Below are 24,048 nucleotides of genomic sequence, written 5' to 3' on the forward strand. Positions count from 1 at the left end.
CACAGGATTTGCAGATATTCACTCGCTTCTTAGAAGGAGAAACACCTATGCGTAACTACGATTTATCCCCACTGCTGCGTCAATGGATCGGTTTTGACAAACTGGCCAACGCGCTTCAAACCACCAGCGAAAGCCAGAGCTTCCCGCCGTACAACATTGAAAAAAGTGACGATAACCACTATCGCATCACCCTTGCGCTGGCAGGGTTCCGTCAGGAAGATCTGGATATTCAGCTGGAAGGCACGCGACTGAGCGTCAAAGGGACGCCGCAGCAGGCTGACAAAGAGACAAAATGGCTGCATCAAGGACTGGTCAGCCAGGCCTTTAGCCTGAGCTTTACCCTGGCAGAAAATATGGAAGTCTCCGGCGCCACGTACAATAACGGACTGCTGCACATTGAGTTAACCCGTAACGAGCCGGAAGTGGTTATCCCGCAGCGCATCGCAATTAGCGAACGCCCGGCACTCAACAGCTAATACCACTATTTCTTATAAAGCCCCGATTTTCGGGGCTTTTTTTTCACGCTAATCCCGAGTATTTACAATTAAGCCAATGCTCTACGTCGTTCCGATGACCCGCTGATTATTGTGCGCCAGTCTGCATACAGACCCTGAGGCTTAGGCCATAATCCCTGATATTGATAATGTTATTCACAGGGAGCAGGCGATGAGTGATATAGCATTGACCGTCAGCGTACTGGCGCTGGTGGCGGTTGTCGGGTTGTGGATCGGCAGTGTCAAAATCCGCGGCGTCGGCTTTGGGATTGGCGGTGTGCTGTTTGGCGGCATTATCGTTGGCCACTTTGTGGATCAGGCGGGGATTGCTCTCAGCAACCCGATGCTCCACTTCATCCAGGAATTTGGCCTGATCCTCTTCGTGTATACCATCGGTATTCAGGTGGGGCCGGGGTTCTTCGCCTCGCTTCGCGTCTCCGGGCTGCGGCTCAACCTCTTCGCTATCCTGATCGTCATCCTCGGTGGGCTGGTCACCGCTATACTGCACAAGCTTTTTCAGATCCCGCTGCCGGTGGTGCTGGGGATTTTCTCCGGCGCGGTGACCAACACCCCTGCGCTCGGGGCCGGACAGCAGATTCTGCGCGACCTTGGCGTACCGTTCGACGTGGTCGATCAGATGGGGATGAGCTACGCCATGGCCTATCCGTTCGGCATCTGCGGGATTTTGCTGACCATGTGGCTGGTGCGCCTGTTCTTTCGCATTAATGTTGAAAAAGAGGCCCAACAGTTTGATGAAAGCAGCGGAAACGGCCATTCGGCGCTGCAAACCATCAACGTCCGCGTTGAGAACCCTAACCTGAATAATATGGCGATTCAGGACGTGCCGATGCTCAATAGCGACAAGCTGATTTGCTCTCGCCTCAAGCGCGATGAGCTGCTGATGGTGCCCGCGCCGACCACCCTCATTCAGACCGGCGACCTCCTGCACCTGGTGGGGCACCCGGCGGATTTACACAACGCGCAGCTGGTCATCGGGATGGAAGTGGCAACCTCCCTTTCAACCCGTGGTACCGACCTGAAAGTTGAACGGGTGGTGGTGACCAACGAGAAAGTGCTCGGCAAGCGAATCCGCGATCTGCATTTTAAACAGCGTTATGACGTGGTGATTTCGCGCCTCAATCGTGCCGGGGTGGAGCTGGTGGCCAGCAGCAATGCCAGCCTGCAGTTTGGCGATATCCTCAACCTGGTGGGACGCCCGGAAGCGATTGATGCGGTTGCCGCCGAACTGGGCAACGCCCAGCAAAAACTGCAGCAGGTGCAGATGCTGCCGGTCTTTATCGGCATCGGCCTGGGGGTGCTGCTTGGCTCAGTGCCGCTGTTTATTCCCGGCTTCCCGGTGGCGCTGAAGCTGGGGCTAGCCGGCGGGCCGCTGATTATGGCGCTGATCCTCGGGCGAATCGGCAGCATCGGCAAGCTCTACTGGTTTATGCCACCGAGCGCCAACCTGGCGCTGCGTGAACTGGGGATCGTGCTGTTTCTCGCGGTGGTTGGGCTGAAGTCCGGTGGTGATTTTGTCGCCACGCTGACGGAAGGTGATGGGGTCAGCTGGATTGCCTACGGCATTTTTATTACTGCCATACCGCTGCTGACGGTGGGGATCCTGGCGCGATTGCTGATGAAGATGAACTATCTGACCCTGTGCGGCATGCTGGCCGGTTCGATGACCGACCCACCGGCGCTGGCTTTCGCCAATAACCTGCACGCCACCAGCGGCGCGGCGGCGCTGTCTTATGCCACTGTCTACCCGCTGGTGATGTTTTTACGCATTATCACGCCGCAGCTACTGGCCGTGTTGTTCTGGGGGATGAGTTAGTGGGGTATCCAGGTGGGCGCGCCGCAGATGGTAGTCCACCTGATATTCGCTGGCGTTACGGAACATCACCGAATAGTTGAGAAACTCGCCGCTATCGCTATAAGACAGGGAGGTAATACGCAGCAGCGGCGTCTGCTCCTGCACGTTCATCGACCGGGCCAGCTGCTTGTCGGCGAGGACCGGTGTCAGGCTCTCGTAGTTACCGCTTATGGTGATCCCGCACTCTTTTTCAATGTAATCAAATTTCGACCCCTCCAGATGGATCAGCGACAGGTTGCGGAACAGTTTGACCGGCATATAGCTGTCCTCCAGCATCAGCGGTTTTCCGTCCACGTAGCGCACCCGGCGCGAGAAGTAGATCCGCTCGTTAATCTGGATGCGCAGCTGGCTGGCGATAGCCGGTGGTGCCGGCATCACTTCGAAGATCAACACCTGGCTCACCACCTCTTTCCCCTGTTTATGCAGCACTTCGGCAAGCCCGGTGAGGTTGGTGGTCTCGTGGTGTACGTCTTTGCGGGCGACATAGGTACCTGAGCCATGACGGCGCACCACCAGCCCCCAGCTAATCAGCAGCTCGATCGCCTTACGGATGGTCATCCGCGCCACGCCGAACTCTTCCGCCAGCTTTTTCTCACCCGGAAGCGGACTGCCGATATTGAAATCGGAGGAATTCAGCCGAAGGCGCAATCTGTCTGCAATGGATTTGTAGATCACCAGTAGACCTCTGTCCCGCTTTTTTAACGGTGTGTGAATGGATAGAAGTGGTCAAAAAACACACGTAATACATCAAGCTATGAATTGGTGTTCCCAAAGCGATAGTGGGCGTTATTCATCATGTCTATTTTTCACATCAAAAGTAGACAACATTGCTGTAATTAAAACCATGAAAGCGATCACGAATCGCACCGCCATTGCATGTCGCCAGTCCAGTAAATTCCTATTCTCGCTTTAGGCCGATACTCAAGACAAATAAGGCCTCTTACCCTACTGGTTGCTCTATGAGGATTTTAAAATGCTCAGTCAAATACAACGTTTTGGCGGCGCCATGTTTACCCCGGTTTTACTCTTTCCTTTCGCCGGGATCGTGGTCGGTATTGCCATTATGCTGCGCAACCCGATGTTCGTCGGTGAAGCGCTGACCGCTCCTGATAGTTTATTTGCGCAAATTGTTCACATTATTGAAGAAGGCGGCTGGACAGTATTTCGTAATATGCCGCTGATTTTTGCCGTTGGCTTACCCATTGGTCTTGCAAAGCAGGCTCAGGGCCGCGCCTGTCTGGCGGTGCTGGTGAGTTTCCTGACCTGGAACTACTTCATTAATGCCATGGGGATGACCTGGGGGCATTTTTTCGGCGTCGACTTTACGGCTGACCCGACCGCCGGAAGCGGCCTGACGATGATTGCCGGTATTAAAACACTGGATACCAGTATTATCGGTGCGATCGTTATTTCCGGGATCGTCACGGCACTCCATAACCGCTATTTTGATAAACCGCTGCCGGTTTTCCTCGGTATTTTCCAGGGCTCCTCGTTTGTCGTCATTGTGGCCTTCCTGGCGATGATCCCCTGCGCCTGGTTAACGTTATTGGGTTGGCCAAAAGTGCAGATGGGCATTGAATCTCTGCAGGCTTTTTTACGCTCAGCCGGGGCGTTGGGAGTCTGGGTCTATATTTTCCTTGAGCGTATTCTGATCCCAACCGGCTTACATCACTTTGTCTACGGACCGTTTATTTTCGGCCCGGCGGTGGTGGAAGGCGGTATCCAGGTGTACTGGGCACAACATCTGCAGGAATTCAGCCAGAGCACTGAACCGCTGAAAGCACTGTTCCCGGAAGGCGGCTTCGCCCTGCATGGCAACTCCAAGGTCTTTGGTTCCGTCGGGATTGCGCTGGCGCTCTACTTTACCGCCGCACCTGAAAACCGCGTCAAGGTGGCCGGCCTGCTGATCCCGGCGACGCTGACCGCGATGCTGGTGGGGATTACCGAGCCGCTGGAGTTCACCTTCCTGTTTATCTCTCCACTGCTGTTTGCCGTCCATGCGGTGCTGGCCGCGACCATGGCGACGGTGATGTATATGTGCGGAGTCGTCGGCAACTTTGGCGGCGGTCTGCTGGACCAGTTCCTGCCGCAAAACTGGATCCCGATGTTCCACAACCACGCTTCGATGATGTTCATCCAGATCGGTATCGGGGTGTGCTTCACCGCGCTCTACTTCGTTATCTTCCGCAGCCTGATCCTGCATTTCAACCTGAAGACCCCGGGTCGCGAAGAGAGCGAAATCAAACTTTACAGCAAAGCGGACTATCAGGCGGCGCGCGGCAAGACCAGCGCGGCAGGCGCGACGGAATCCAAATTAGGCCAGGCCGCAGGTTTCCTGCAGGCGCTGGGCGGCGCGAGCAACATCGAAAGCGTCAACAACTGCGCCACCCGACTGCGTATCACGCTGGTTGATATGGCAAAAACACAAAGCGACGACGTCTTTAAAGCGCTGGGCGCACACGGGGTCGTGCGGCGCGGCAACGGGATTCAGGTCATCGTTGGCCTGCATGTTCCCCAGGTGCGCGACCAGCTGGAATCCCTGATGAAAGATTCTCTACAGACCGAACAAACCACCATGACGGAGGCAGTATCATGAAAAAATTCTCAGTTGTTATCGCAGGCGGCGGCAGTACCTTCACACCGGGTATCGTTTTGATGTTGTTAGCAAACCAGGACCGTTTTCCGCTGCGGGCACTGAAATTTTATGACAACGACGGCGCGCGTCAGGAGACCATCGCCGAAGCGTGTAAGGTGATCCTCAAAGAGCAGGCGCCGGATATCGAATTCAGCTACACCACCGACCCGCAGGCGGCCTTTACCGATGTCGATTTTGTGATGGCGCATATCCGCGTCGGCAAATATCCGATGCGTGAAAAAGATGAGAAGATCCCGCTGCGCCACGGCGTGCTGGGCCAGGAGACCTGCGGACCTGGCGGCATCGCTTACGGTATGCGCTCTATCGGCGGCGTGCTGGAACTGGTGGACTATATGCAAAAATATTCGCCGAACGCGTGGATGCTGAACTATTCCAACCCGGCGGCTATCGTGGCGGAAGCCACCCGTCGTCTGCGTCCGAATGCAAAAATCCTCAATATCTGTGATATGCCGATCGGCATTGAAGGGCGGATGGCGCAAATCGTCGGCCTGAAAGACCGTAAACAGATGCGCGTGCGCTACTACGGCCTGAACCACTTCGGCTGGTGGACCTCAATTGAAGACCTGCAAGGGAACGATTTGATGCCGAAACTGCGGGAACATGTGGCGAAATTTGGCTATGTTCCGCCATCTAACGATCCGCACACCGAGGCCAGCTGGAACGACACCTTCGCCAAGGCCAAAGATGTACAGGCGCTGGATCCGGACACCATGCCGAACACCTACCTGAAGTACTACCTGTTCCCGGATTACGTCGTCGAGCACTCCAACCCGGCGCGTACCCGTGCTAACGAGGTGATGGATCACCGCGAGAAAAATGTCTTCAGCGCCTGCCGTTCGATTATTGCCGCGGGGCAGTCTTCCGCCGGTGACCTGGAGATCGATGAGCACGCCTCCTACATTGTGGATCTGGCGACCGCCATTGCCTTCAACACCCAGGAGCGCATGCTGCTGATTGTGCCGAACAATGGCGCTATCCATAACTTTGACGCCGATGCGATGGTGGAGATTCCGTGCCTGGTCGGCCACAACGGCCCGGAACCGCTGACCGTCGGCGATATCCCGAACTTCCAGAAAGGGATGATGAGCCAGCAGGTCGCGGTAGAGAAACTGGTGGTTGATGCCTGGGAGCATCGCTCCTACCACAAACTGTGGCAGGCGATTACGCTGTCGAAAACCGTGCCGAGCGCTTCCGTCGCTAAAGCGATTCTCGACGACCTGATTGAGGCCAACAAAGACTACTGGCCGGAACTGCACTAACCCTCCAGCGCTGACCGGCATCCATCGGGTGCCGGTCATTCATTATTAGCACCTCCGATTGAGTACTTCCGACGGCGCGTAGCCAAAGCGACGCTTAAACGCCTTGCTGAAATGAAAAGAGTCAAAGAAGTTGAGCATTCCTGCGACCTTACTCACCGAGCTTCCCTCTTGCTTCAATAACGACTGCGCCAGCTCCAGTTGCGCATTGAGGTAATATTCTTTCGGTGTTTTTCCGGTATGGCGCAAGAACAGGCGTCGTAACCAGGGCTCGCTACACTGCATGGCATCAGCCATATCGGCTACGCTCCAGCGCTTTTGCGGGTTGGCATGTAGCGTGGCAATCAGATTTTCCAGCTTTTGCAACTGGCGATCTTTATTACCATTTTCGGCAATCAGGCAAATCCACTGATAGATTATTTTAGTGAGGTAGGCGACAGCCAGATTATTCTTTAGCGGATCGCTTTCGGTAATCAATGCTGCCACTTCGCTGAGTTCTCTATTAAATACATTGCCATTATAAATTGTTGCGGTTTGAAATATTGGAAGTGGCATCAGCGTTGTGGGGATAAACTCCATCCAGTACTGTTCCCAAATTAAGCCGGCGCAGTGATAGGATTTTATATCCGTTGGTTTTAAAAATATGACGCAGTTCCCATTCAGAGTAATTTGAGAATTATCTTTCAGAATTATTTTTCCGCACCCCTGAAGGGTATATATCGCCACCCACGAGTTCGCTATTAGCGGTTTCTTTTTATCTCGTGGCCAGCTCACACGGTAGTTTTCATCCGCCAGGGTATGCCACAGTGAGATCAGGGAAATCCCGCTTGAGATCACATTTTCTTCCAGAACTAATGGGATGTTATACGTGGTTTCGTTTTTTACATGCGAAATATGTATTTTTCCATTCATTTTAAAATCCCATCAGCGAATGATGCCAGTAACCTGAACGGTGACTTTAGCAAAAGAGAGCCCTTCAGGGATACATTGCATTGACTTTATTAATCTCAACGCCTTACCCGGATAAGCTATTCTCCTGTACCTGATAGCCCCGGGATATAATGATAAACAAGGGCTACAAGATGAATACGATACAAATTTTGAGCTTTGTTGGTTTTACTCTGCTGGTGGCTATCATTACCTGGTTAAAGGTAAGAAAAACGGATACCGGTTCACAGCAAGGTTATTTTCTTGCCGGACGTTCGCTGAAGGCACCGGTCATTGCCGCATCACTGATGTTAACCAACCTGTCAACCGAGCAACTAGTTGGATTATCCGGCCAGGCCTATAAAAGCGGTATGTCGGTGATGGGCTGGGAAGTGACCTCGGCGGTCACGTTGATCTTCCTGGCACTGATCTTTTTGCCGCGCTATTTGCAGCGAGGCATCGCGACGATCCCGGACTTTCTTGAAGAGCGGTACGATAAAACCACCCGTATTATTATCGACTGCTGTTTTCTGATAGCAACCGGCGTGTGTTTCTTACCTATTGTTCTCTACTCCGGCGCACTGGCGCTGAACAGCCTGTTTCATATTGGCGAATCCTTGGGGCTGGCGCAGGGTGCGGCTATCTGGCTGCTGGTTATTTTGTTGGGGTTGGCCGGGATTGTCTATGCCGTGATCGGCGGAATGCGTGCCATGGCGATTGCCGATTCCATTAACGGAATTGGTCTGGTGATTGGCGGTCTGATGGTGCCGGTGTTCGGGCTTATCGTCATGGGGAAAGGGAGCTTTTCTGAAGGCATCGTGCAGTTGACCACCGTGCACGCCGAAAAACTCAACTCAATCGGCAGCAGCACCGACCCGCTACCGTTTGGCGCGGCGTTCACGGGCCTGATTCTGGTCAATACCTTCTACTGGTGTACGAATCAGGGGATTGTTCAGCGTACGTTGGCGTCAAAAAGTCTGGCTGAAGGGCAGAAAGGGGCACTGCTGACCGCCGTACTGAAAATGCTCGACCCGCTCATTCTGGTGCTCCCTGGGTTAATTGCTTTTCATCTCTACCAGGATCTGCCGAGTGCCGATATGGCCTATCCGACACTGGTCAACAAGGTGTTGCCGCTACCGCTGGTGGGCTTTTTCGGTGCCGTGTTATTTGGCGCGGTCATCAGTACCTTCAACGGCTTTTTAAACAGCGCCAGCACCCTGTTCAGCATGGGTATTTATCGCCGCATCATCAACCAGGATGCCCAGCCGGATCGGTTGGTGAGCGTTGGGCGCAAGTTTGGTCTTTTCATCGCCGTGATTTCCGTGATCGTTGCCCCGTGGATCGCCAATGCGCCGCAGGGATTGTACAGCTGGATGAAACAACTTAACGGGGTTTATAACGTTCCGCTGGTTACGATCATTATCATGGGATTCTTTTTCCCACGCATCCCGGCCATTGCCGCCAAAGTGGCGATGGGGCTGGGGATTGTCAGCTACATCACCATCAACTACCTGGTGAAGTTTGATTTCCACTTTCTCTACGTTCTGGCCTGTACGTTCTGTATCAATGTCGTAGTGATGCTGGTGATCGGCATTATTAAGCCGCGCGCCACGCCATTCAAATTTCATGACGCTTTCGCCGTCGATATGCAGCCGTGGCGGCATGTGAAGATTGCCTCCGTCGGTATTCTGTTCGCCATGATTGGTGTTTACGCCGGACTGGCTGAATTTGGCGGGTACAGCACACGCTGGCTGGCGGTGAGCAGCTACACCATCACGGCGGCAGTGGTGATGTATCTGATTTATAGCCATTGGCGTACACGCGGCACCGTCCCGACAACCCCCTCAGCCACTGACATTAAGGAAAAATCATGAGTCGCCCCAATTTTTTATTCATTATGACCGATACACAGGCGACCAATATGGTGGGCTGTTATAGCGGTAAGCCACTAAATACCAACAATATTGATAACCTGGCCGCGGAAGGGATCCGCTTTAATTCCGCCTATACCTGCTCGCCGGTCTGCACGCCTGCTCGTGCGGGGCTGTTTACCGGTATTTATGCCAGTCAGTCCGGTCCGTGGACAAACAACGTCGCACCGGGGAAAAATATCTCCACAATGGGGCGCTATTTCAAAGATGCGGGCTATCACACCTGCTATATCGGCAAATGGCATCTTGATGGCCATGATTATTTCGGAACCGGCGACTGTCCGCCGGAATGGGATCGTGACTACTGGTTTGACGGTGCGAATTATCTCGCAGAGCTGACAGAGCAAGAGATCAGCCTGTGGCGCAATGGGCTGAACAGTGTCGAAGACCTGCAGGCCAATAATATCGATGAAACTTTTACCTGGGCGCATCGCATCAGTAACCGGGCGGTGGACTTCCTGCAGCAGCCGGCTCGAGCTGAGGAGCCCTTCCTGATGGTGGTCTCTTATGATGAGCCGCACCATCCGTTTACCTGCCCGGTGGATTATCTGGAGAAGTATCAGGATTTTTACTACCAGCTGGGGCCGAAAGCCCATGACTCACTGGACGACAAACCGGAGCATCATCGCCTGTGGTCGCAGGCCATGCCTTCCCCGGTGGGCGAAGATGGCAGCTACCATCATCCGCTCTATTTTGCCTGCAATGATTTCGTCGACGACCAGATAGGCAGAGTCGTCAACGCGTTAACTCCTGAGCAGCGTGACAATACCTGGGTCATTTATACTTCCGATCATGGTGAGATGATGGGTGCCCACAGGCTAATCAGCAAAGGGGCGGCGATGTACGATGATATCACGCGTATCCCTTTGATTATGCGCCCTCCGCGTGGGACATCGCAGCAGATTGACACGCCAGTCAGTCATATTGATTTGCTGCCCACCATGCTGGCGCTGGCGAGGATCGACCAGCCGGATATCCTGCCAGGTGAAAATATCCTGAACGTCGATGCCTCCCGCGGGGTGATGGTGGAGTTCAACCGGTATGAAATCGAGCATGATAGCTTTGGCGGCTTTATTCCGGTGCGTTGTTGGGTGACGGATCGCTGGAAACTGGTGCTTAACCTGTTTACCAGCGATGAGCTTTACGACAGGATCAATGACCCGGATGAGTTAGAGAATCGGATTGATGCGCCTGAACTCGCTGACGTTCGTCGCCGGATGCACGATGCCTTGCTGGAATACATGGATAAAATACGCGATCCGTTCCGCACCTATCAGTGGAGCCTGCGACCCTGGCGGCCGGATGCTCAGCCGCGCTGGATGGGCGCTTTTCGGCCTCGCCCTGAAGATGGCTACTCGCCCGTTGTTCGTGATTACGATACCGGTCTTGCGACGCAAGGGGTGAAAGTCGAAAAGAAAACGCAGAAATTTTAATGGTGGTCTGGCGGCACGGGCGAAAGTGCGCGACCCGGCCCAATAACGGCTCTCTTTGCTATCATCATGCCAATCACCAGGATGACTGGCATGTTAGACAAACGGGAGCCGCTCAAGGAGCTATGATGAATATTTCCCGCCTCGGCGAAGCGCCGGACTATCGTTTCTCACTGGCGAACGAACGCACTTTTCTGGCATGGATTCGTACCGCACTGGGCTTTCTTGCCGCGGGCGTTGGGCTGGATCAGCTGGCACCAGACTTTGCCACTCCGCTGATTCGTGAGGTGCTTGCACTGCTGTTGTGCCTGTTTTCCGGCGGGCTGGCGATTTATGGCTATATCCGCTGGCTGCGTAATGAAAAAGCGATGCGGCTGAAAGAGGACCTTCCCTATACCCGCGGGTTGTTGATTATCAGTGTGATTTTGCTGATTGTCGCCGCGGCCGTCATGGGCCTGGTACTGTATGCCGGATAAGCGTAGGGCGCGAAGAGAGAGCGATCCGGGATTACAGCCGGAACGTACCTCGCTGGCATGGTTTCGTACCCTTTTGGGCTATGCCGCGTTAATGGTGCTGGCGATTAAGCATCAGGGTCAGCAGGCAGGCACGCTCTTTTGGATAACGCTCGGCGTGCTGGCCGTGGCGACAATTGTGCTTTGGCGTTATACCCGACACCGTCAGTTGATGGATATCTCGCTAAGCGACTTTTCCGAATCGCGTTCCGTGCGCGACAAACTGCTGATCGCCCTCGCTGTGTTTGCTCTCTCCGTACTGTTTGCAGCATCCCATGTAAGTAAAATCATTCTGTTTTTCAGGGAGTTTTCCTGATGAGATGTCAGGTGATGGCTAAACCTGCCAGTTCGCGCTGCAATCTTGATTGCCGCTACTGCTTTTATATCGACAAACCTCAACAGCCGGTCATGGATGACGCGACCCTCGACGCGTTTGTGGCTCAGCATATCGCGGCGCAATCGGCACCCGAGGTACAGTTTGCCTGGCAAGGCGGCGAGCCAACGCTGTGCGGGCTGGATTTCTTCCGCCGCGTGGTGGTGTTACAACAGCACTATAGTCAGGGTAAACGCATCGACAATACCTTCCAGACCAATGGTCTGCTGCTCAACGATGAGTGGTGCCGTTTCTTCCATCAGCAGGGCTGGCTGGTGGGTATTTCATTGGATGGTCCGGCGGACCTGCACGATCGCTATCGGGTCAACCGGCGCGGCCACCCCACACATCATAAAGTACTGGCGGGTATCGAGAAGCTGCGGGCCCATCGGGTTTCATTCAATGTACTCACCGTCATCAACCGGCAAAACAGCCAGCAGCCGGAACGGCTGTATCGTTATCTGCGCGAGCTGGGTACCCCTTTTTTGCAGTTTATCCCGTTGGTTGAACACGATAACCCTGAGTCGGTGAGCGCCGCGCAGTGGGGGACGTTTTTGAAGACGGTATTTGATATTTGGGCCCGGGAAGATATTGGCCGCGTATACGTTCAGCTTTTTGATTCAACGCTGGGCGTCTGGTGCGGATACCCTTCGCAGATGTGTTCGCTGGCAGAAGTATGCGGGCAGGCGTTTGCCCTGGAGGCCAATGGCGATCTCTATCAATGCGATCACTATGTTTATCCTCAATATCGACTCGGCAATATTCACCAGACATCCATCTCCAGCCTCAATCAAACCGACGCCGTGCGGGCATTCGGACAGTATAAACAAGCCACACTGTCCGACGACTGCCAGAGATGCCCGGTTCGCCACCTCTGTCATGGCGATTGCCCAAAGCATCGGACAGCAGGGAAAAGCGTTCTGTGTGAGGGATACCGGGCGTTTTTTTACCACTCGGCGCCATCAATGCGGATGATGCGAGATTTGATTAAGCGACATCGTTCACCGGCAACGCTGATGGCGTTATTAAAACGGGGAGAATCTCCAGGCCTTCTCAAAGGCCTGGATGAAAACCGTTAGCGACCTTTCGCCAGGTACTGCGCCATCTCCTCTTCCGGCACCATGCCGCCGCCGGTCGCCCAGACCAGATGCGTGGCATTGTTCATCTGGCCGGCGCTGAAGCCGTGCATCTGCTGATAAGTCTTGCTGGCGCAGACGCGCTGCGGTCCGGCCATCCCCGCCAGAGCGGATGGCTCCAGGCGAATATTTTCGGCCTGCGCCAGCCAGCCCAGCATGTCGTACATCGACTGGTCGCTGAGGGTATAGAAGCCATCCAGCAGATGCTCCATCGCCCTGCCGACAAACCCGGAAGCGCGCCCAACGGCCAGGCCATCGGCGGCGGTCAGGTTATCGATACCGAGATCCTGGACGGCAATACCATCATGTAGCCCGGTATGAACCCCCAACAGCATGCAAGGGGAGTGGGTCGGTTCGGCGAAGAAACAGTGAACATGGTCACCGAATGCCAGCTTCAGGCCAAATGCTACCCCGCCAGGGCCACCGCCCACGCCGCATGGCAGATAGACAAACAGCGGATGATCGGCATCGACCACGCGCCCCTGTTGCGCGAACTGCGCTTTCAGGCGCTCACCGGCGACGGCATAGCCGAGGAACAGCGTGCGTGAGTTTTCATCATCAATAAAGAAGCAGTTGGGATCGGCCTCTGCCGCCTTACGTCCCTGTTCAACCGCAACGCCGTAATCCTGCTCGTACTCCACCACCGTCACGCCGTGGCTGCGCAGTTTCGCTTTTTTCCACGCCCGGGCGTCGGCCGACATATGCACCGTGACCTTAAAGCCGATACGGGCGCTCATGATGCCGATCGACATCCCGAGGTTACCAGTCGATCCCACGGCGATGCTGTACTGGCTAAAGAACTGTTTAAACGCCGGCGTCAGCAGCTGACGGTAGTCATCTGCGGTGGTCAGCAGGCCCGCCTCCAGCACCAGTTTTTCCGCGTGGGTCAGGACCTCATAAATTCCGCCGCGCGCTTTAATAGAGCCGGAAACCGGCAGATGGCTGTCTTTTTTCAACAGCAGTTCACCGTCGATGGCCTGGGAAAATGCCTGCTCCAGCCGCGCTTTCATCGCCGGGATCGCCACCAGCTCGGATTCAATAATCCCGCCGGTAGCGGCGGTTTCCGGGAAGGCCTGCGCCAGATAAGGCGCAAAGCGCTCCAGCCGCGCACGGGCATCCTCAACATCTTCGCTGGTCAGGCCGACGTAGGGTAAGCCTTCTGCCAGTGAGGTGGTGGCCGGGTTAAACCAGGCGGTTTCTTTCAGGTCGATCAGCTCCTGCAGCAGCGGGAACCGGGTGATTAATGTGGTCATGTCAGCGTTTTTCATATGACGTCTCTTTGCGCTCAGATGATGAAAGAAAGCAGGAACGTGCAGGCAAGTGCAAGCAAGGATGCGATAAATGTGGCCGTTGTATAGTATTTGAACGTCTCACTCAGGCTCGCACCGCAGTACTGTTTTACCAGCCAGAACAGGGAATCGGTGACGATCGTGCAGCCAATTGCGCCGGAACCAATAGCAATGGCGATGATCTCCGGGCTTACGCCTGGGTACAGCGGCAGCATTGGCGCCACGATAGCGGTCGCTCCCATCATGGCGACGGTGGCCGAACCGACCGCCGCGTGCAGAATCAGCGCCACCAGCCAGGCCAGCAGAATCGGGTGCATATGCATGCCCGACAGAATCACCGCCAGCGAATCGGCCAGGCCGCTGCTCTTCAGGATGGCGTTAAACGCGCCGCCGGCACCGATGATCAGCAGGATATTGGCAATCGAGCCGAAGCCATTTTCAGTGTGGGTCAGCAGCGTGCCCATGCTCATATTCTGACGGATGCCGAGGATGTAGTAGGCTACAAAGACGGCGATAAACATGGCGGTAATCGGGTTGCCGATAAACTCCAGCAGCATATACAGCGTGCCGCTCCGGGTCATATTCAGCTCGGCCACGGTTTTCACCAGCATCAGCGCAATCGGCAGCAGAATGGTCAACAGGGTGGCGCCGAGGGACGGCAGAGTCTCTTCCTGACGAACTTCCAGATTTGAAAACTCGGCGGGAACCGCTTTGAACGGCAGACGATTACCCAGCAGTCTCAGGAACAGCGGGCCGCCGACCAGCGAAGCCATCAACCCGACCAGCAGGCCGTAGACAATCACGGTACCGATATCGGCGCCGAGCTTGTTGGCGACGAACAACGCTGCCGGGTGCGGCGGGACCACGCAATGCACTGCCATTAACGCGGTGCACAGCGGGATCGCCAGCTTCAGCAGGGAGGTGTGGGTCTTTTTAGCGATGGAGAAGGCCAGCGGAATGAGCAGCACCACGCCCACTTCGACAAACAGCGTAATCCCGCAGATCAGGCCAACCAGCACCATGATGACATCGACCGATAGCCAGCGGCAGCGCTGGAGCGTCAGGCCGATCCGCTCGGCGGCGCCTGAAATCTCCATCATTTTCCCGAGGATGGTCCCGAGACCGATCACCGCCGCCAGGAAGCCGAGGGTGCCACCGATGCCGTTTTCAATGGCGTTGACCATATCCAGCGGGCTCATGCCCATCATTGCGCCAACGAAGAAACTGGCTAACAGCAGTGCCAGAAACGGGTGAAATTTCAGCTTAACGATAGTTAGTACAATCAACACGATACTGATGAGTAGCGTGCTCACAACCCAAATCTGAGATTCCATACCCCACCTCGCCTGTGAATTAGATGGGGCTATTGAACAGAAAAACGTCACCGGCTGACAAACGATATAAATGGCGCTTCAGGTGAATCAGATTGAATCAAAGTGGTGATTAAGGTCTAAAAAAGCCAGGTATTTGCGCTATGGGTCACTTTTTCTCATCTTTAAACCAGCGCAACGTGGCCATTTTGCTTACCATTGACGGTAAAAACGGCAGGGAAAAGAACGATGGATGTGGGAAAAGAGATCGGCAACCGGCTGCTGAACGGCTGGCAGCTGTCCAAACTGTATACCTTCGAGGTTGCCGCCCGGCATGAATCTTTTGCGCTGGCGGCGGAAGAGCTGTCGCTCACCCCCAGCGCGGTGAGTCACCGGATAAATCAGCTGGAAGAGGAGCTGGGGATCCAGCTGTTCGTACGCTCGCATCGCAAAGTGGAGTTAACCCATGAAGGGCGGCGGGTCTACTGGTCGCTGAAGTCATCGCTGGACAGCCTGAACCAGGAGATTCTGGATATCAAAAACCAGGAGCTGTCCGGGACCCTGACCATTTACTCGCGACCGTCGATTGCCCAATGCTGGCTGGTTCCGGCGCTGGGGGATTTTACTCGCCGCTACCCGTCCATCTCGCTGACCGTGTTAACCGGCAACGAGAACGTCAATATGCAGCGCGCGGGTATCGATCTGGCGCTCTATTTCGATGATTTACCTTCATCGCAACTCACCCACCACTTTCTGATGGATGAGGCGATTGTACCGGTTTGTACTGCGGAGTACGCCCGTCAGCATCAGCTTCAGCAGCACCCCGAGCATCTTCAGCATTGCACGCTGCTGCACGATCGCCAGGCCTGGAGCAACGACTCCGGCACTGATGAGTGGTTTAGCTGGGCGCAGCATTTTGCGGTCAATTTGCCGCAATCGTCGGGGATTGGCTTCGATCGTTCAGATTTAGCGGTGATTGCGGCGATGAACCATGTCGGCGTGGCGATGGGGCGTAAACGGCTGGTGCAAAAGCGCATCGATAGCGGCGAACTGATCGCTCCCTTTGGTGACATGACGCTGAAGTGCCATCAGCACTACTATGTGACGACCCTGGCGGGCCGTCAGTGGCCAAAAATCGAGGCGTTTATCCACTGGCTGCAAAGCCAGGTGCGCTGAGAAGCCCGGATAAGGCATTCATGCCGTCATCCGGGGGAGACGCCAGGCGTTAAACCGGCTGCTGATGACGGCTGAAACGTGAAGCCAGCGGCAGCCAGCACAGCAGAATCAGCAGCCCCATCAGCATCATCAACAATCCCAGGCTGCTCTGACCGGTCTGCGGCATCATCGCCGAGAGCCAGGCCAGCACGCCGGAGCCGATATTTTGCAGCCCGCCAACCAGCGCACCTGCCGTCCCGGCGAGGAACGGGAACGGCTCCATCGCGCCGCTGGTCGCCAGCGGGAACAGCATGCCGGCGCCAAAGAAAAACAGCGCCGCAGGCACCAGCAGGGTCCAGACGGACATGACGCCCATCAGGCCAGGGATCCACATCATCACCCCTGCCAGCAGACAGCAGATGACCGATTGCCACATCAGGGTCGAGAAGCGCTTATTCGGACGCCCGGCAAACCACGCCCCGAAGAAGGCCGCCGGAATCGGCAGGATAAACAGAATACTGACCGCCATGCTGCTTAAGCCCAGTACGGCACCCAGCAGCACCCCGGAGCAGGCCTCAAACACGGCGATACCCGCCAGCCCGCCAATCAACATCAGCAGATAGCAGTTGAACGCAGTATTGCCGAAAAGCGTCTTATAGCTGGTGGCCAGCCGGGTACGCGGCGCGCCGACCGGGCGCGTTTCCGGCATCCAGCGTGCCATGCTGAAGGTCACCACCGCGCACAGAATCAACAGGAACGCGTAGCAGGCACGCCAGCTCCATACGGTATTGAGGATCCCGCCAATCAGCGGAGCCAGCAGCGGGCTGACCAGAATCCCCATATTTAACAGGCTATTGGCGTGTCTGAGCTGGCTACCTTCGTACAGGTCGCGCGGCAGGGTACGCGCCATGACGCCACCAACACCGGTCCCCATACCCTGAATCGCGCTGGCGATAATCAGCACCGTCAGACTGTGGGTGGTGATGGCAACCAGCGTCGCCAGCATAAAGATAGACATCCCGATGAGGATCACCGGGCGTCGTCCCACGCGGTCAGACAGCGGGCCGTAGAAGAGTTGCGATACGCCATAGGTCAGCAGATAGGCGGCCATTACGCTTTGCACCGCGCCTTCACGGGCGTTCAGCGAAATAGCCATATCGGCGATCGCCGGAATATAAATGGTCTGCGCCATCTGGCCTACGGCCACCAGCACTACCAGCATCAACAACAAAGTGAAATTCTTATGCCGTTTCATGTCGATGAATACTTTGATAATAGAAATAAATTAAGAATATGTGACTGGCACACCCCTTTAATGCTGGAGGAATCTACCACATAAAAATGACAGTACAACCACATGATGAGGATTGGTAAGGAATGCCAGGCAGGTTTTGTAAACGATAATCGGCAACAAATGTTGCCATTGTGCGTCAGGAGAGGCGCAGCAGAATAGCCCCGGCCGCAATCCCGCAGGCGGCCACGATACGCAGGGCAATAAGCTTCTCTTTAAGCAGCACCAACGCGATGATAGCGCCGAATAAAATAGAGGTTTCTCGCAGCGCCGCGACTACCGCCAGCGGCGCCTGGGTCATGGCCCACAGCGCCAGGCCATACGAACCCATGGTGCTCAGCCCGCCGATCAGCCCGGTTTTCCAGTGCTGGCGCAGATAGCGGCTGGCTTCCCGCCGGCGGGCGACCATTGACCAGCTCAGCAAACAGAAGCCGTTCATAAAAAAGGACCACAGCGTGTAGCCCAGCGCGGTGCCCGACAGGCGAACCCCGGTGCCATCCACCAGCGTATAGCCGGCGATAAAGCAGGCGTTGATTAGCGCGAGGATGATACCGGTGCGGGAGCTGGCGTGGCCATTGAAGGCCATCGCAAGGATCGCCAGGCAGATCACGGCAATACCGCTCCAGGCCAGCGGTGACAGCGAATCGCCGAGCACGGCGACGCTGACAATCGCCACCAGCAGCGGCGCGGTGCCGCGCATCAGCGGGTAGGTCTGGCTCATATCTGAGACCTGATAGGTTTTGGCCACCAGCACGGTGTAGACCACCTGTAAGGCGCTGGAGAGGACCAGATATGGCGCGCTGGTAAGGCTTGGCTGCGGCACGAAAGGCAGCGCGACCATGGCGATCAGCGCGGCAGAACCGCTCACGCCGATAGCGGCATACATCTTATCGCCGCTGGCTTTGACGATGGCATTCCAGCTGGCATGCAGCAGGGCGGCGAACAGCAGAATGCAGAAAACGCTAATGGTCATCGTAGGAGACGGTCAGTGACTATGTTATGGCACTGTAACACGGGCGTTTTCCACCAGCCAGCGGCCCTTAAAGCGAGCAGAACAGGCGATGCGTGACCCGCGGCTCATCATAAACCGGGCGGAACCCCAGGGTTTCATAGAAGGGCCACGCCGACGACGGCGCGTGGGTGTTGAGAAAATCGAACCAGTGGCCGGAATGGGTTATCACCGATACCAGCTGCTGCTGCCCGACAATAAAGGCGCCCAGCAGTTTCTCGCGCGGTGCATTAAAGCGGTTTTTACCACTTTGCCAGTTCTCCGTCAGGCGACGCAGCATGGCAAATTGTTGCTCCAGGCTTTCGCTGCGCAGGGCAAGAAAGCCGGGGGTCTCCGGGGTGACTGGGCGAATCAACAACGGTGGCATGATTTTCTCCAGTTAGTCGGCAACAGTTGATGGGGTACCGCCTGTAGAGGGGCGGTTTCCCGCCCCTCTCAGGTGCGACTTGAACCTGAATCAGCGAGGCTGTCTCAGGACTGCATCAAGCAGTTGCAACACGGCAACCATGAGTCTCAGGATAAGAACAATAATATCCATCGCGCCCATACGCGTCTCCTCTGGTAGAGGAGCACGACCCGCTGGCGTACCTTTCCGCCGCCTGTTGCCAGCGAGGGGATACGCCGCCCGCCCGGGTACGTTAGTGTGCCCGGAACACAGTGGCGTATTTGTTGACGTAACACAGTGTGCTCTCTCGGGGTTAAGGCGCTGACGGCACCACCCGTTTCAGCCAGGACTTCATTGCGCCGGTAAAACATGCGGCCCCGAATAACACAACGTGTACGCGTTCAGTATAAACATATACTGTATATTTAAACAGTATTTTCTGGACAATCTGGCACCCGCCTTCCATACTCTATTTCGGCGACAGCCGCGTGAAAATTGCGTCAATGCCAACGCGCGCGTATACTTTCACCGTTGACGTAATACAGTGTACTTGCGGTTACCAGCCGTAAACATGCTGACAAAAACCTCGCTGCGGCGGGGTTTTTTGTTTTTGTGCGTCAGACGAAAAATTGTGATCCCTTACGCAAATACTCGTTGATGAAAATAATTCCGTTGTGTAATGGCGACAGCTGTGTTTGTATAAATTCAGTTAATTTTTCGCACAACAGGTCCCTAATGAACACTTCCATTCTGACGTCGACTCTACTAAAAACCGCGCCTGCCGCGGTGGTCGTCGTGCGTGTGGTGGTCGTCGTCGGCAATGCGCCGTAGGGTCCGGAACAACACGATTCCAAACCCCGCCGGCACAAACCGAGCGGGGTTTTTTTTCGACACTCGCCCGGTAAGTCGGCCCAGAATAAAAGGACTGGAGCATGGCAAGTTCGGGCACAACATCAGAAAAAATGCGCTTCACCGGCGCGCAGTTAGTTGTTCATTTACTGGAGCGTCAGGGGATCACCACCGTTGCGGGTATCCCGGGCGGCTCGATTCTCCCCATCTATGATGCATTAAGCCAAAGCACGCAAATTCGTCACGTTCTGGCGCGTCACGAGCAGGGCGCAGGCTTTATCGCCCAGGGGATGGCGCGTACCGAAGGTAAACCCGCGGTCTGTATGGCCTGTAGCGGGCCGGGCGCCACCAACCTGATCACCGCCATCGCCGATGCCCGCCTGGACTCCATTCCACTGGTCTGTATTACCGGCCAGGTGCCGGCATCGATGATCGGCACCGACGCATTCCAGGAAGTCGACACCTACGGTATCTCTATCCCCATCACGAAACACAACTACCTGGTTCGCGATATCGCTGAACTGCCGCAGGTGATGAGCGACGCGTTTCGCATCGCGCAGTCCGGCCGCCCGGGTCCGGTGTGGATAGATATTCCTAAGGATGTGCAGACGGCAACCATCGAGCTGGCAGTGTTACCGGAGCCAGGTACCCGCGCGCCGACCCCGACGTTTGACAGCACCAGCGTTCAGGATGCGGCGGCGATGATCAATGCGGCGCAGCGCCCGGTGCTGTATCTGGGCGGCGGCGTGATTAATGCCGGGGATCAGGTTCGCGCATTGGCTGAAAAAGCCAACCTGCCTACCACCCTGACCCTGATGGCGCTGGGTATGCTGCCGAAGGCGCACCCGCTCTCGTTAGGCATGCTGGGTATGCACGGCGCACGCAGCACCAATTTTATCCTGCAAGAGTCTGATTTACTGATCGTTTTAGGCGCACGTTTTGATGACCGGGCGATTGGTAAAACCGAGCAATTCTGCCCGAATGCGAAAATTATCCACGTCGATATCGATCGTTCCGAGCTGGGCAAAATCAAGCAGCCGCACGTCGCGATTCAGGGGGATGTTGCCGACGTTCTGGCGCAGCTGATCCCGCTGGTCACCTCGCAGCCGCGTGACGAGTGGCGCCAGCTGGTGGCGGACCTGCAACGCGAGTTTCCGTCCACCATTCCGCAGCAGTGCGATCCGCTGGCCCATTACGGCCTGATCAACGCCGTGGCCGCCTGTGTCGATGACGAGGCGATCATTACCACCGACGTTGGTCAGCATCAGATGTGGGTTGCCCAGGCCTATCCGCTGAACCGTCCGCGCCAGTGGCTGACCTCCGGCGGACTGGGAACCATGGGCTTTGGCCTGCCGGCAGCGGTGGGTGCCGCGCTGGCTAATCCGCAGCGTAAAGTGATCTGCTTCTCCGGCGACGGCAGCCTGATGATGAACATTCAGGAGATGGCCACCGCGGCGGAGAATCAGCTGGATGTTAAAATCATCCTGATGAACAACGAAGCGCTGGGGCTGGTGTATCAGCAGCAGAGCCTGTTCTATCAGCAGGGCGTTTTTGCCGCCACCTATCCGGGGATGATCAACTTCATGCAGATTGCCGCCGGTTTTGGTCTGCAAACCTGTGATTTAAATAACGAAACCGACCCGCAGGCGGCGCTGCAGGCGATCATTGACCGTCCTGGCCCGGCCCTGATTCACGTGCGCATTGATGCAGAAGAGAAAGTCTATCCGATGGTTCCGCCGGGAGCGGCAAATACAGAAATGGTGGGGGAATAAACCATGCAACAGCAGACTCATGACAACGTTATTCTGGAACTCACCGTCCGCAACCACCCAGGGGTAATGACCCACGTTTGCGGGCTGTTCGCCCGCCGTGCGTTTAACGTGGAAGGCATTCTCTGTTTGCCTATTCAGAACAGTAACCACAGCCGAATTTGGCTACTGGTCAACGATGATCAGCGGCTAGGGCAGATGATCAGCCAGATTGAAAAGCTGGAAGATGTGGTGAAGGTCGCGCGTAACCAGTCCGACCCTTCGATGTTCAATAAAATAGCCGTCTTCTTTGAGTAAGAGCCTGTCCCATTAGCTCTTTTGGGATGGCGCTGAATTACTCGCTCTCAGTATCCGGCGTGATAACGTTGACCGAACCATTCCGGCAGTGGGCGGCGTAGTCTGCCGGTAATGGACGATCGCTGATCAGCACGTCAAATGCCGACAGCGGGGCGATACTGGCAGGCGCCACATCGTCGAACAGCGCATAGCGCGCGAGCAGGATTTTCCGCAGACCGCGATCCATCGCTTTACGTTTGGTGGCGAGGTCTTCGGGATTAAACCAGCTGACGCCAAAATGTTCGTGTACCCCGCTGGCGGAGATAAACACTTTCCGTGGGTTCAGCGAATCCAGCGCCGAAGGGTTGCTGGTATCGTAGAACGCATCGCTTTTGGCCCGATAGGTACCGCCACACAAAATGGCGGTGGCGTTGGGCTTTTCATTCAGGGCCATAAACACCCGATGCGAGTAACAAATGCCGGTAAAGGCAATGTCATCGGGGATCATACTGATAACCAGCGGCATTTCGCTGCCGTTATCAAAAAAGACCAGGTCGTTTTCACTCACCAGGCCCGCGGCGAGAATCGCAATCGGCAAATCGTCACGATGATGAGCCTGTTTTGGCGCAACGGCGGCGGTGAGCGACGGGGCTGACGGCCTGTTTACCATCACCACGTAGCCGCCGAGCAGCGTGAGCGGCAGCGGCGAATCATGCTCCTGGCTGAGATCCCGGCGGATGGTCATCACAGAGACCTCCAGCATACGCGCGGCCTCTTTAAGATGGATGCGGTCGGTTTTCTTCAGCAGTTCCATCAAGCGGCGTATACGTTCTTTTTGCTTGGTCTCCATTCACTCTCTCCGCAATTTATCTCGCAAATGTTCCTCTGGTAACATTTTTGCGCCTGAAGAAACATCCTGCATTCACATCACTATACTGTGAGCCAGCGGGAATTAAAAGCCTGACAGATCGCGTTTTTATCATAATAAATACTTTATTTTCAGTTTGTTATGATTGTGTTGGTTATCTTTTTTTTAATTTATCGCCTTATCACTCACTTTTTTGTGTGTGATAAATAAGCAGATAATGATAACGCAATCGCGATCATGGTCACAAATGGTACGAAAGTAACATGATAATGTTACGATAATATCATTGTTGTGTGATTGTTTCTGAGAGGTAGTAAAAATGGATATCGCGGTTATCGGCTCCAATATGGTGGATCTCATCACCTACACCAACCAGATGCCAAAAGAGGGCGAAACCCTTGAGGCACCGGCGTTCAAAATTGGCTGCGGTGGCAAAGGGGCAAACCAGGCGGTGGCGGCCGCCAAGCTCAACTCAAAAGTCATGATGCTGACCAAGGTGGGCGATGACATCTTTGCGGATAACACCATTCGCAATCTCGAATCCTGGGGCATCAACACCACCTATGTTGAAAAGGTCCCCTGCACCAGCAGCGGCGTGGCGCCGATCTTCGTCAATGCCAACTCCAGTAACAGCATCCTTATTATTAAAGGTGCCAATAAGTTTCTCTCACCGGAAGATATCGACCGCGCTGCCGATGATTTAAAAAAATGTCAGCTGATTGTTTTACAGCTTGAGGTCCAGCTGGAAACGGTTTATCACGCGATCGAATTTGGTAACAAGCACGGCATTGAAGTGTTATTAAACCCGGCGCCGGCATTGCGTGAATTAGATATGTCCTATGCCTGCAAATGCGATTTCTTTGTCCCGAATGAAACCGAGCTTGAAATATTAACCGGCTTGCCAGTGGACTCTTACGATAATATTTGCCTCGCCGCCCGCAGCCTTATTGAAAGAGGTCTCAACAATATTATTGTGACCATGGGCGAGAAAGGCGCACTCTGGATGACCCGCGACCAGGAGGTCCACGTCCCGGCATTTAAGGTCAGCGCGGTTGATACCAGCGGCGCGGGTGACGCCTTTATCGGCTGTTTTGCCCACTACTATGTTCAGAGCGGAGATGTTGAATTCGCCATGAAAAAAGCCTCCCTGTTTGCCGCATTTAGCGTCACCGGAAAAGGCACCCAATCATCTTATCCCAGTATCGAGCAGTTTAATGAGTATCTGTCGTTAAACGAATAATCACCCTGCATGGTAAAAG

General features: G+C 55.2%; 22 protein-coding genes and 1 pseudogene. 14 read left to right on the top strand and 9 right to left on the bottom strand.

Annotated features, from left to right (window positions below; translation table 11 throughout):
• Positions 1-47: 47 nt before the first annotated feature.
• Together ibpB and ACMYSN_RS14930 are read left to right on the top strand one after the other, a co-directional pair.
• Positions 48-476 (top strand): heat shock chaperone IbpB, encoded by a 429-nt coding sequence (gene ibpB / locus ACMYSN_RS14925; protein WP_462495324.1) that lies wholly within the window; start codon positions 48-50, stop codon positions 474-476.
• 190 nt (positions 477-666) lie between these two features.
• Positions 667-2,328, top strand: coding sequence for a putative transporter (locus ACMYSN_RS14930; protein WP_123757004.1), 1,662 nt, complete (start codon positions 667-669; stop codon positions 2,326-2,328).
• Here the strand turns inward: ACMYSN_RS14930 and ACMYSN_RS14935 are convergent.
• Entirely contained in the window at positions 2,296-3,042 is a 747-nt protein-coding gene (locus ACMYSN_RS14935; protein ID WP_123757005.1) for a GntR family transcriptional regulator, read from the bottom strand. The genes ACMYSN_RS14930 and ACMYSN_RS14935 overlap by 33 nt on opposite strands.
• A gap of 298 nt (positions 3,043-3,340) precedes the next feature.
• Here ACMYSN_RS14935 and ACMYSN_RS14940 point away from each other — a divergent pair, with 298 nt between their 5' ends.
• Together ACMYSN_RS14940 and ACMYSN_RS14945 are read left to right on the top strand one after the other, a co-directional pair.
• Positions 3,341-4,963: an alpha-glucoside-specific PTS transporter subunit IIBC gene (locus ACMYSN_RS14940; RefSeq protein WP_462495325.1), complete on the top strand. Its 1,623-nt coding sequence runs from the start codon at positions 3,341-3,343 to the stop codon at positions 4,961-4,963.
• Complete coding sequence (locus ACMYSN_RS14945) at positions 4,960-6,282, top strand: 6-phospho-alpha-glucosidase (protein ID WP_123757007.1); 1,323 nt, start codon at positions 4,960-4,962, stop codon at positions 6,280-6,282. Before ACMYSN_RS14940 ends, ACMYSN_RS14945 begins: the two co-directional genes overlap by 4 nt.
• Before the next feature lie 45 nt (positions 6,283-6,327).
• Here the strand turns inward: ACMYSN_RS14945 and ACMYSN_RS14950 are convergent, their stop codons facing one another.
• The gene (locus tag ACMYSN_RS14950) at positions 6,328-7,191 is read right to left on the bottom strand and encodes a helix-turn-helix transcriptional regulator (RefSeq protein ID WP_462495326.1); all 864 of its coding nucleotides are present in this window, start codon (positions 7,189-7,191) and stop codon (positions 6,328-6,330) included.
• Positions 7,192-7,361: 170 nt separating this feature from the next.
• Here ACMYSN_RS14950 and ACMYSN_RS14955 point away from each other — a divergent pair, with 170 nt between their 5' ends.
• The 5 genes from ACMYSN_RS14955 (at position 7,362) to ACMYSN_RS14975 (ending at position 12,531) form a co-directional block, all read left to right on the top strand.
• Entirely contained in the window at positions 7,362-9,080 is a 1,719-nt protein-coding gene (locus ACMYSN_RS14955) for an SLC5 family protein (RefSeq protein ID WP_462495327.1), read from the top strand.
• Complete coding sequence (locus ACMYSN_RS14960) at positions 9,077-10,570, top strand: alkaline phosphatase family protein (RefSeq protein WP_462495328.1); 1,494 nt, start codon at positions 9,077-9,079, stop codon at positions 10,568-10,570. The genes ACMYSN_RS14955 and ACMYSN_RS14960 overlap by 4 nt, the downstream gene beginning before the upstream one ends.
• A gap of 125 nt (positions 10,571-10,695) precedes the next feature.
• On the top strand, positions 10,696-11,043 hold the full coding sequence (locus ACMYSN_RS14965; protein WP_462498264.1) for a YidH family protein: 348 nt from the start codon (positions 10,696-10,698) through the stop codon (positions 11,041-11,043).
• Entirely contained in the window at positions 11,033-11,395 is a 363-nt protein-coding gene (locus tag ACMYSN_RS14970; protein WP_462495329.1) for a DUF202 domain-containing protein, read from the top strand. The genes ACMYSN_RS14965 and ACMYSN_RS14970 overlap by 11 nt, the downstream gene beginning before the upstream one ends.
• Positions 11,395-12,531, top strand: a complete 1,137-nt coding sequence (locus tag ACMYSN_RS14975; RefSeq protein ID WP_462495330.1) for an anaerobic sulfatase maturase — start codon at positions 11,395-11,397, stop codon at positions 12,529-12,531. Before ACMYSN_RS14970 ends, ACMYSN_RS14975 begins: the two co-directional genes overlap by 1 nt.
• On the opposite strand, the gene dsdA is transcribed toward ACMYSN_RS14975, so the two are convergent.
• Complete coding sequence (dsdA, locus tag ACMYSN_RS14980; protein ID WP_462495331.1) at positions 12,528-13,856, bottom strand: D-serine dehydratase; 1,329 nt, start codon at positions 13,854-13,856, stop codon at positions 12,528-12,530. The two genes, ACMYSN_RS14975 and dsdA, sit on opposite strands and share 4 nt — an antisense overlap.
• A gap of 17 nt (positions 13,857-13,873) precedes the next feature.
• Positions 13,874-15,211: a D-serine transporter DsdX gene (dsdX, locus tag ACMYSN_RS14985; RefSeq protein WP_462495332.1), complete on the bottom strand. Its 1,338-nt coding sequence runs from the start codon at positions 15,209-15,211 to the stop codon at positions 13,874-13,876.
• A 225-nt stretch (positions 15,212-15,436) separates the two neighbouring features.
• On the opposite strand from dsdX, the gene dsdC reads away from it, so the two are divergent.
• Positions 15,437-16,363, top strand: a complete 927-nt coding sequence (dsdC, locus tag ACMYSN_RS14990; RefSeq protein WP_123757015.1) for a DNA-binding transcriptional regulator DsdC — start codon at positions 15,437-15,439, stop codon at positions 16,361-16,363.
• A 49-nt stretch (positions 16,364-16,412) separates the two neighbouring features.
• Here the strand turns inward: dsdC and emrD are convergent, their stop codons facing one another.
• The 4 genes and pseudogenes from emrD to tisB all read right to left on the bottom strand — a co-directional run.
• Entirely contained in the window at positions 16,413-17,597 is a 1,185-nt protein-coding gene (gene emrD / locus ACMYSN_RS14995) for a multidrug resistance protein D (protein ID WP_462495333.1), read from the bottom strand.
• A 175-nt stretch (positions 17,598-17,772) separates the two neighbouring features.
• Positions 17,773-18,606: an EamA family transporter gene (locus ACMYSN_RS15000; protein ID WP_462495334.1), complete on the bottom strand. Its 834-nt coding sequence runs from the start codon at positions 18,604-18,606 to the stop codon at positions 17,773-17,775.
• A 67-nt stretch (positions 18,607-18,673) separates the two neighbouring features.
• On the bottom strand, positions 18,674-19,009 hold the full coding sequence (locus ACMYSN_RS15005; protein ID WP_462495335.1) for a GNAT family N-acetyltransferase: 336 nt from the start codon (positions 19,007-19,009) through the stop codon (positions 18,674-18,676).
• A gap of 90 nt (positions 19,010-19,099) precedes the next feature.
• Positions 19,100-19,214: pseudogene (gene tisB / locus ACMYSN_RS15010) on the bottom strand (type I toxin-antitoxin system toxin TisB); the annotation flags it as partial.
• 548 nt (positions 19,215-19,762) lie between these two features.
• Here tisB and ivbL point away from each other — a divergent pair.
• The 3 genes from ivbL to ilvN all read left to right on the top strand — a co-directional run bounded on the left by ivbL (position 19,763) and on the right by ilvN (position 21,942).
• Positions 19,763-19,858, top strand: coding sequence for an ilvB operon leader peptide IvbL (gene ivbL / locus ACMYSN_RS15015; RefSeq protein ID WP_123757020.1), 96 nt, complete (start codon positions 19,763-19,765; stop codon positions 19,856-19,858).
• Between the two features lie 101 nt (positions 19,859-19,959).
• Complete coding sequence (gene ilvB, locus ACMYSN_RS15020; RefSeq protein WP_462495336.1) at positions 19,960-21,648, top strand: acetolactate synthase large subunit; 1,689 nt, start codon at positions 19,960-19,962, stop codon at positions 21,646-21,648.
• A 3-nt stretch (positions 21,649-21,651) separates the two neighbouring features.
• The gene (gene ilvN, locus ACMYSN_RS15025) at positions 21,652-21,942 is read left to right on the top strand and encodes an acetolactate synthase small subunit (protein ID WP_123757022.1); all 291 of its coding nucleotides are present in this window, start codon (positions 21,652-21,654) and stop codon (positions 21,940-21,942) included.
• 37 nt (positions 21,943-21,979) lie between these two features.
• On the opposite strand, the gene ACMYSN_RS15030 is transcribed toward ilvN, so the two are convergent.
• Complete coding sequence (locus tag ACMYSN_RS15030) at positions 21,980-22,771, bottom strand: DeoR family transcriptional regulator (protein ID WP_462495337.1); 792 nt, start codon at positions 22,769-22,771, stop codon at positions 21,980-21,982.
• Positions 22,772-23,108: 337 nt separating this feature from the next.
• Here ACMYSN_RS15030 and rbsK point away from each other — a divergent pair, with 337 nt between their 5' ends.
• Positions 23,109-24,029, top strand: coding sequence for a ribokinase (gene rbsK / locus ACMYSN_RS15035; RefSeq protein WP_462495338.1), 921 nt, complete (start codon positions 23,109-23,111; stop codon positions 24,027-24,029).
• Positions 24,030-24,048: the final 19 nt, after the last annotated feature.

The organism is Klebsiella sp. R445 (assembly GCF_051131755.1).
In the GTDB taxonomy this organism is placed as follows: Bacteria; Pseudomonadota; Gammaproteobacteria; order Enterobacterales; family Enterobacteriaceae; genus Klebsiella; species Klebsiella lignicola.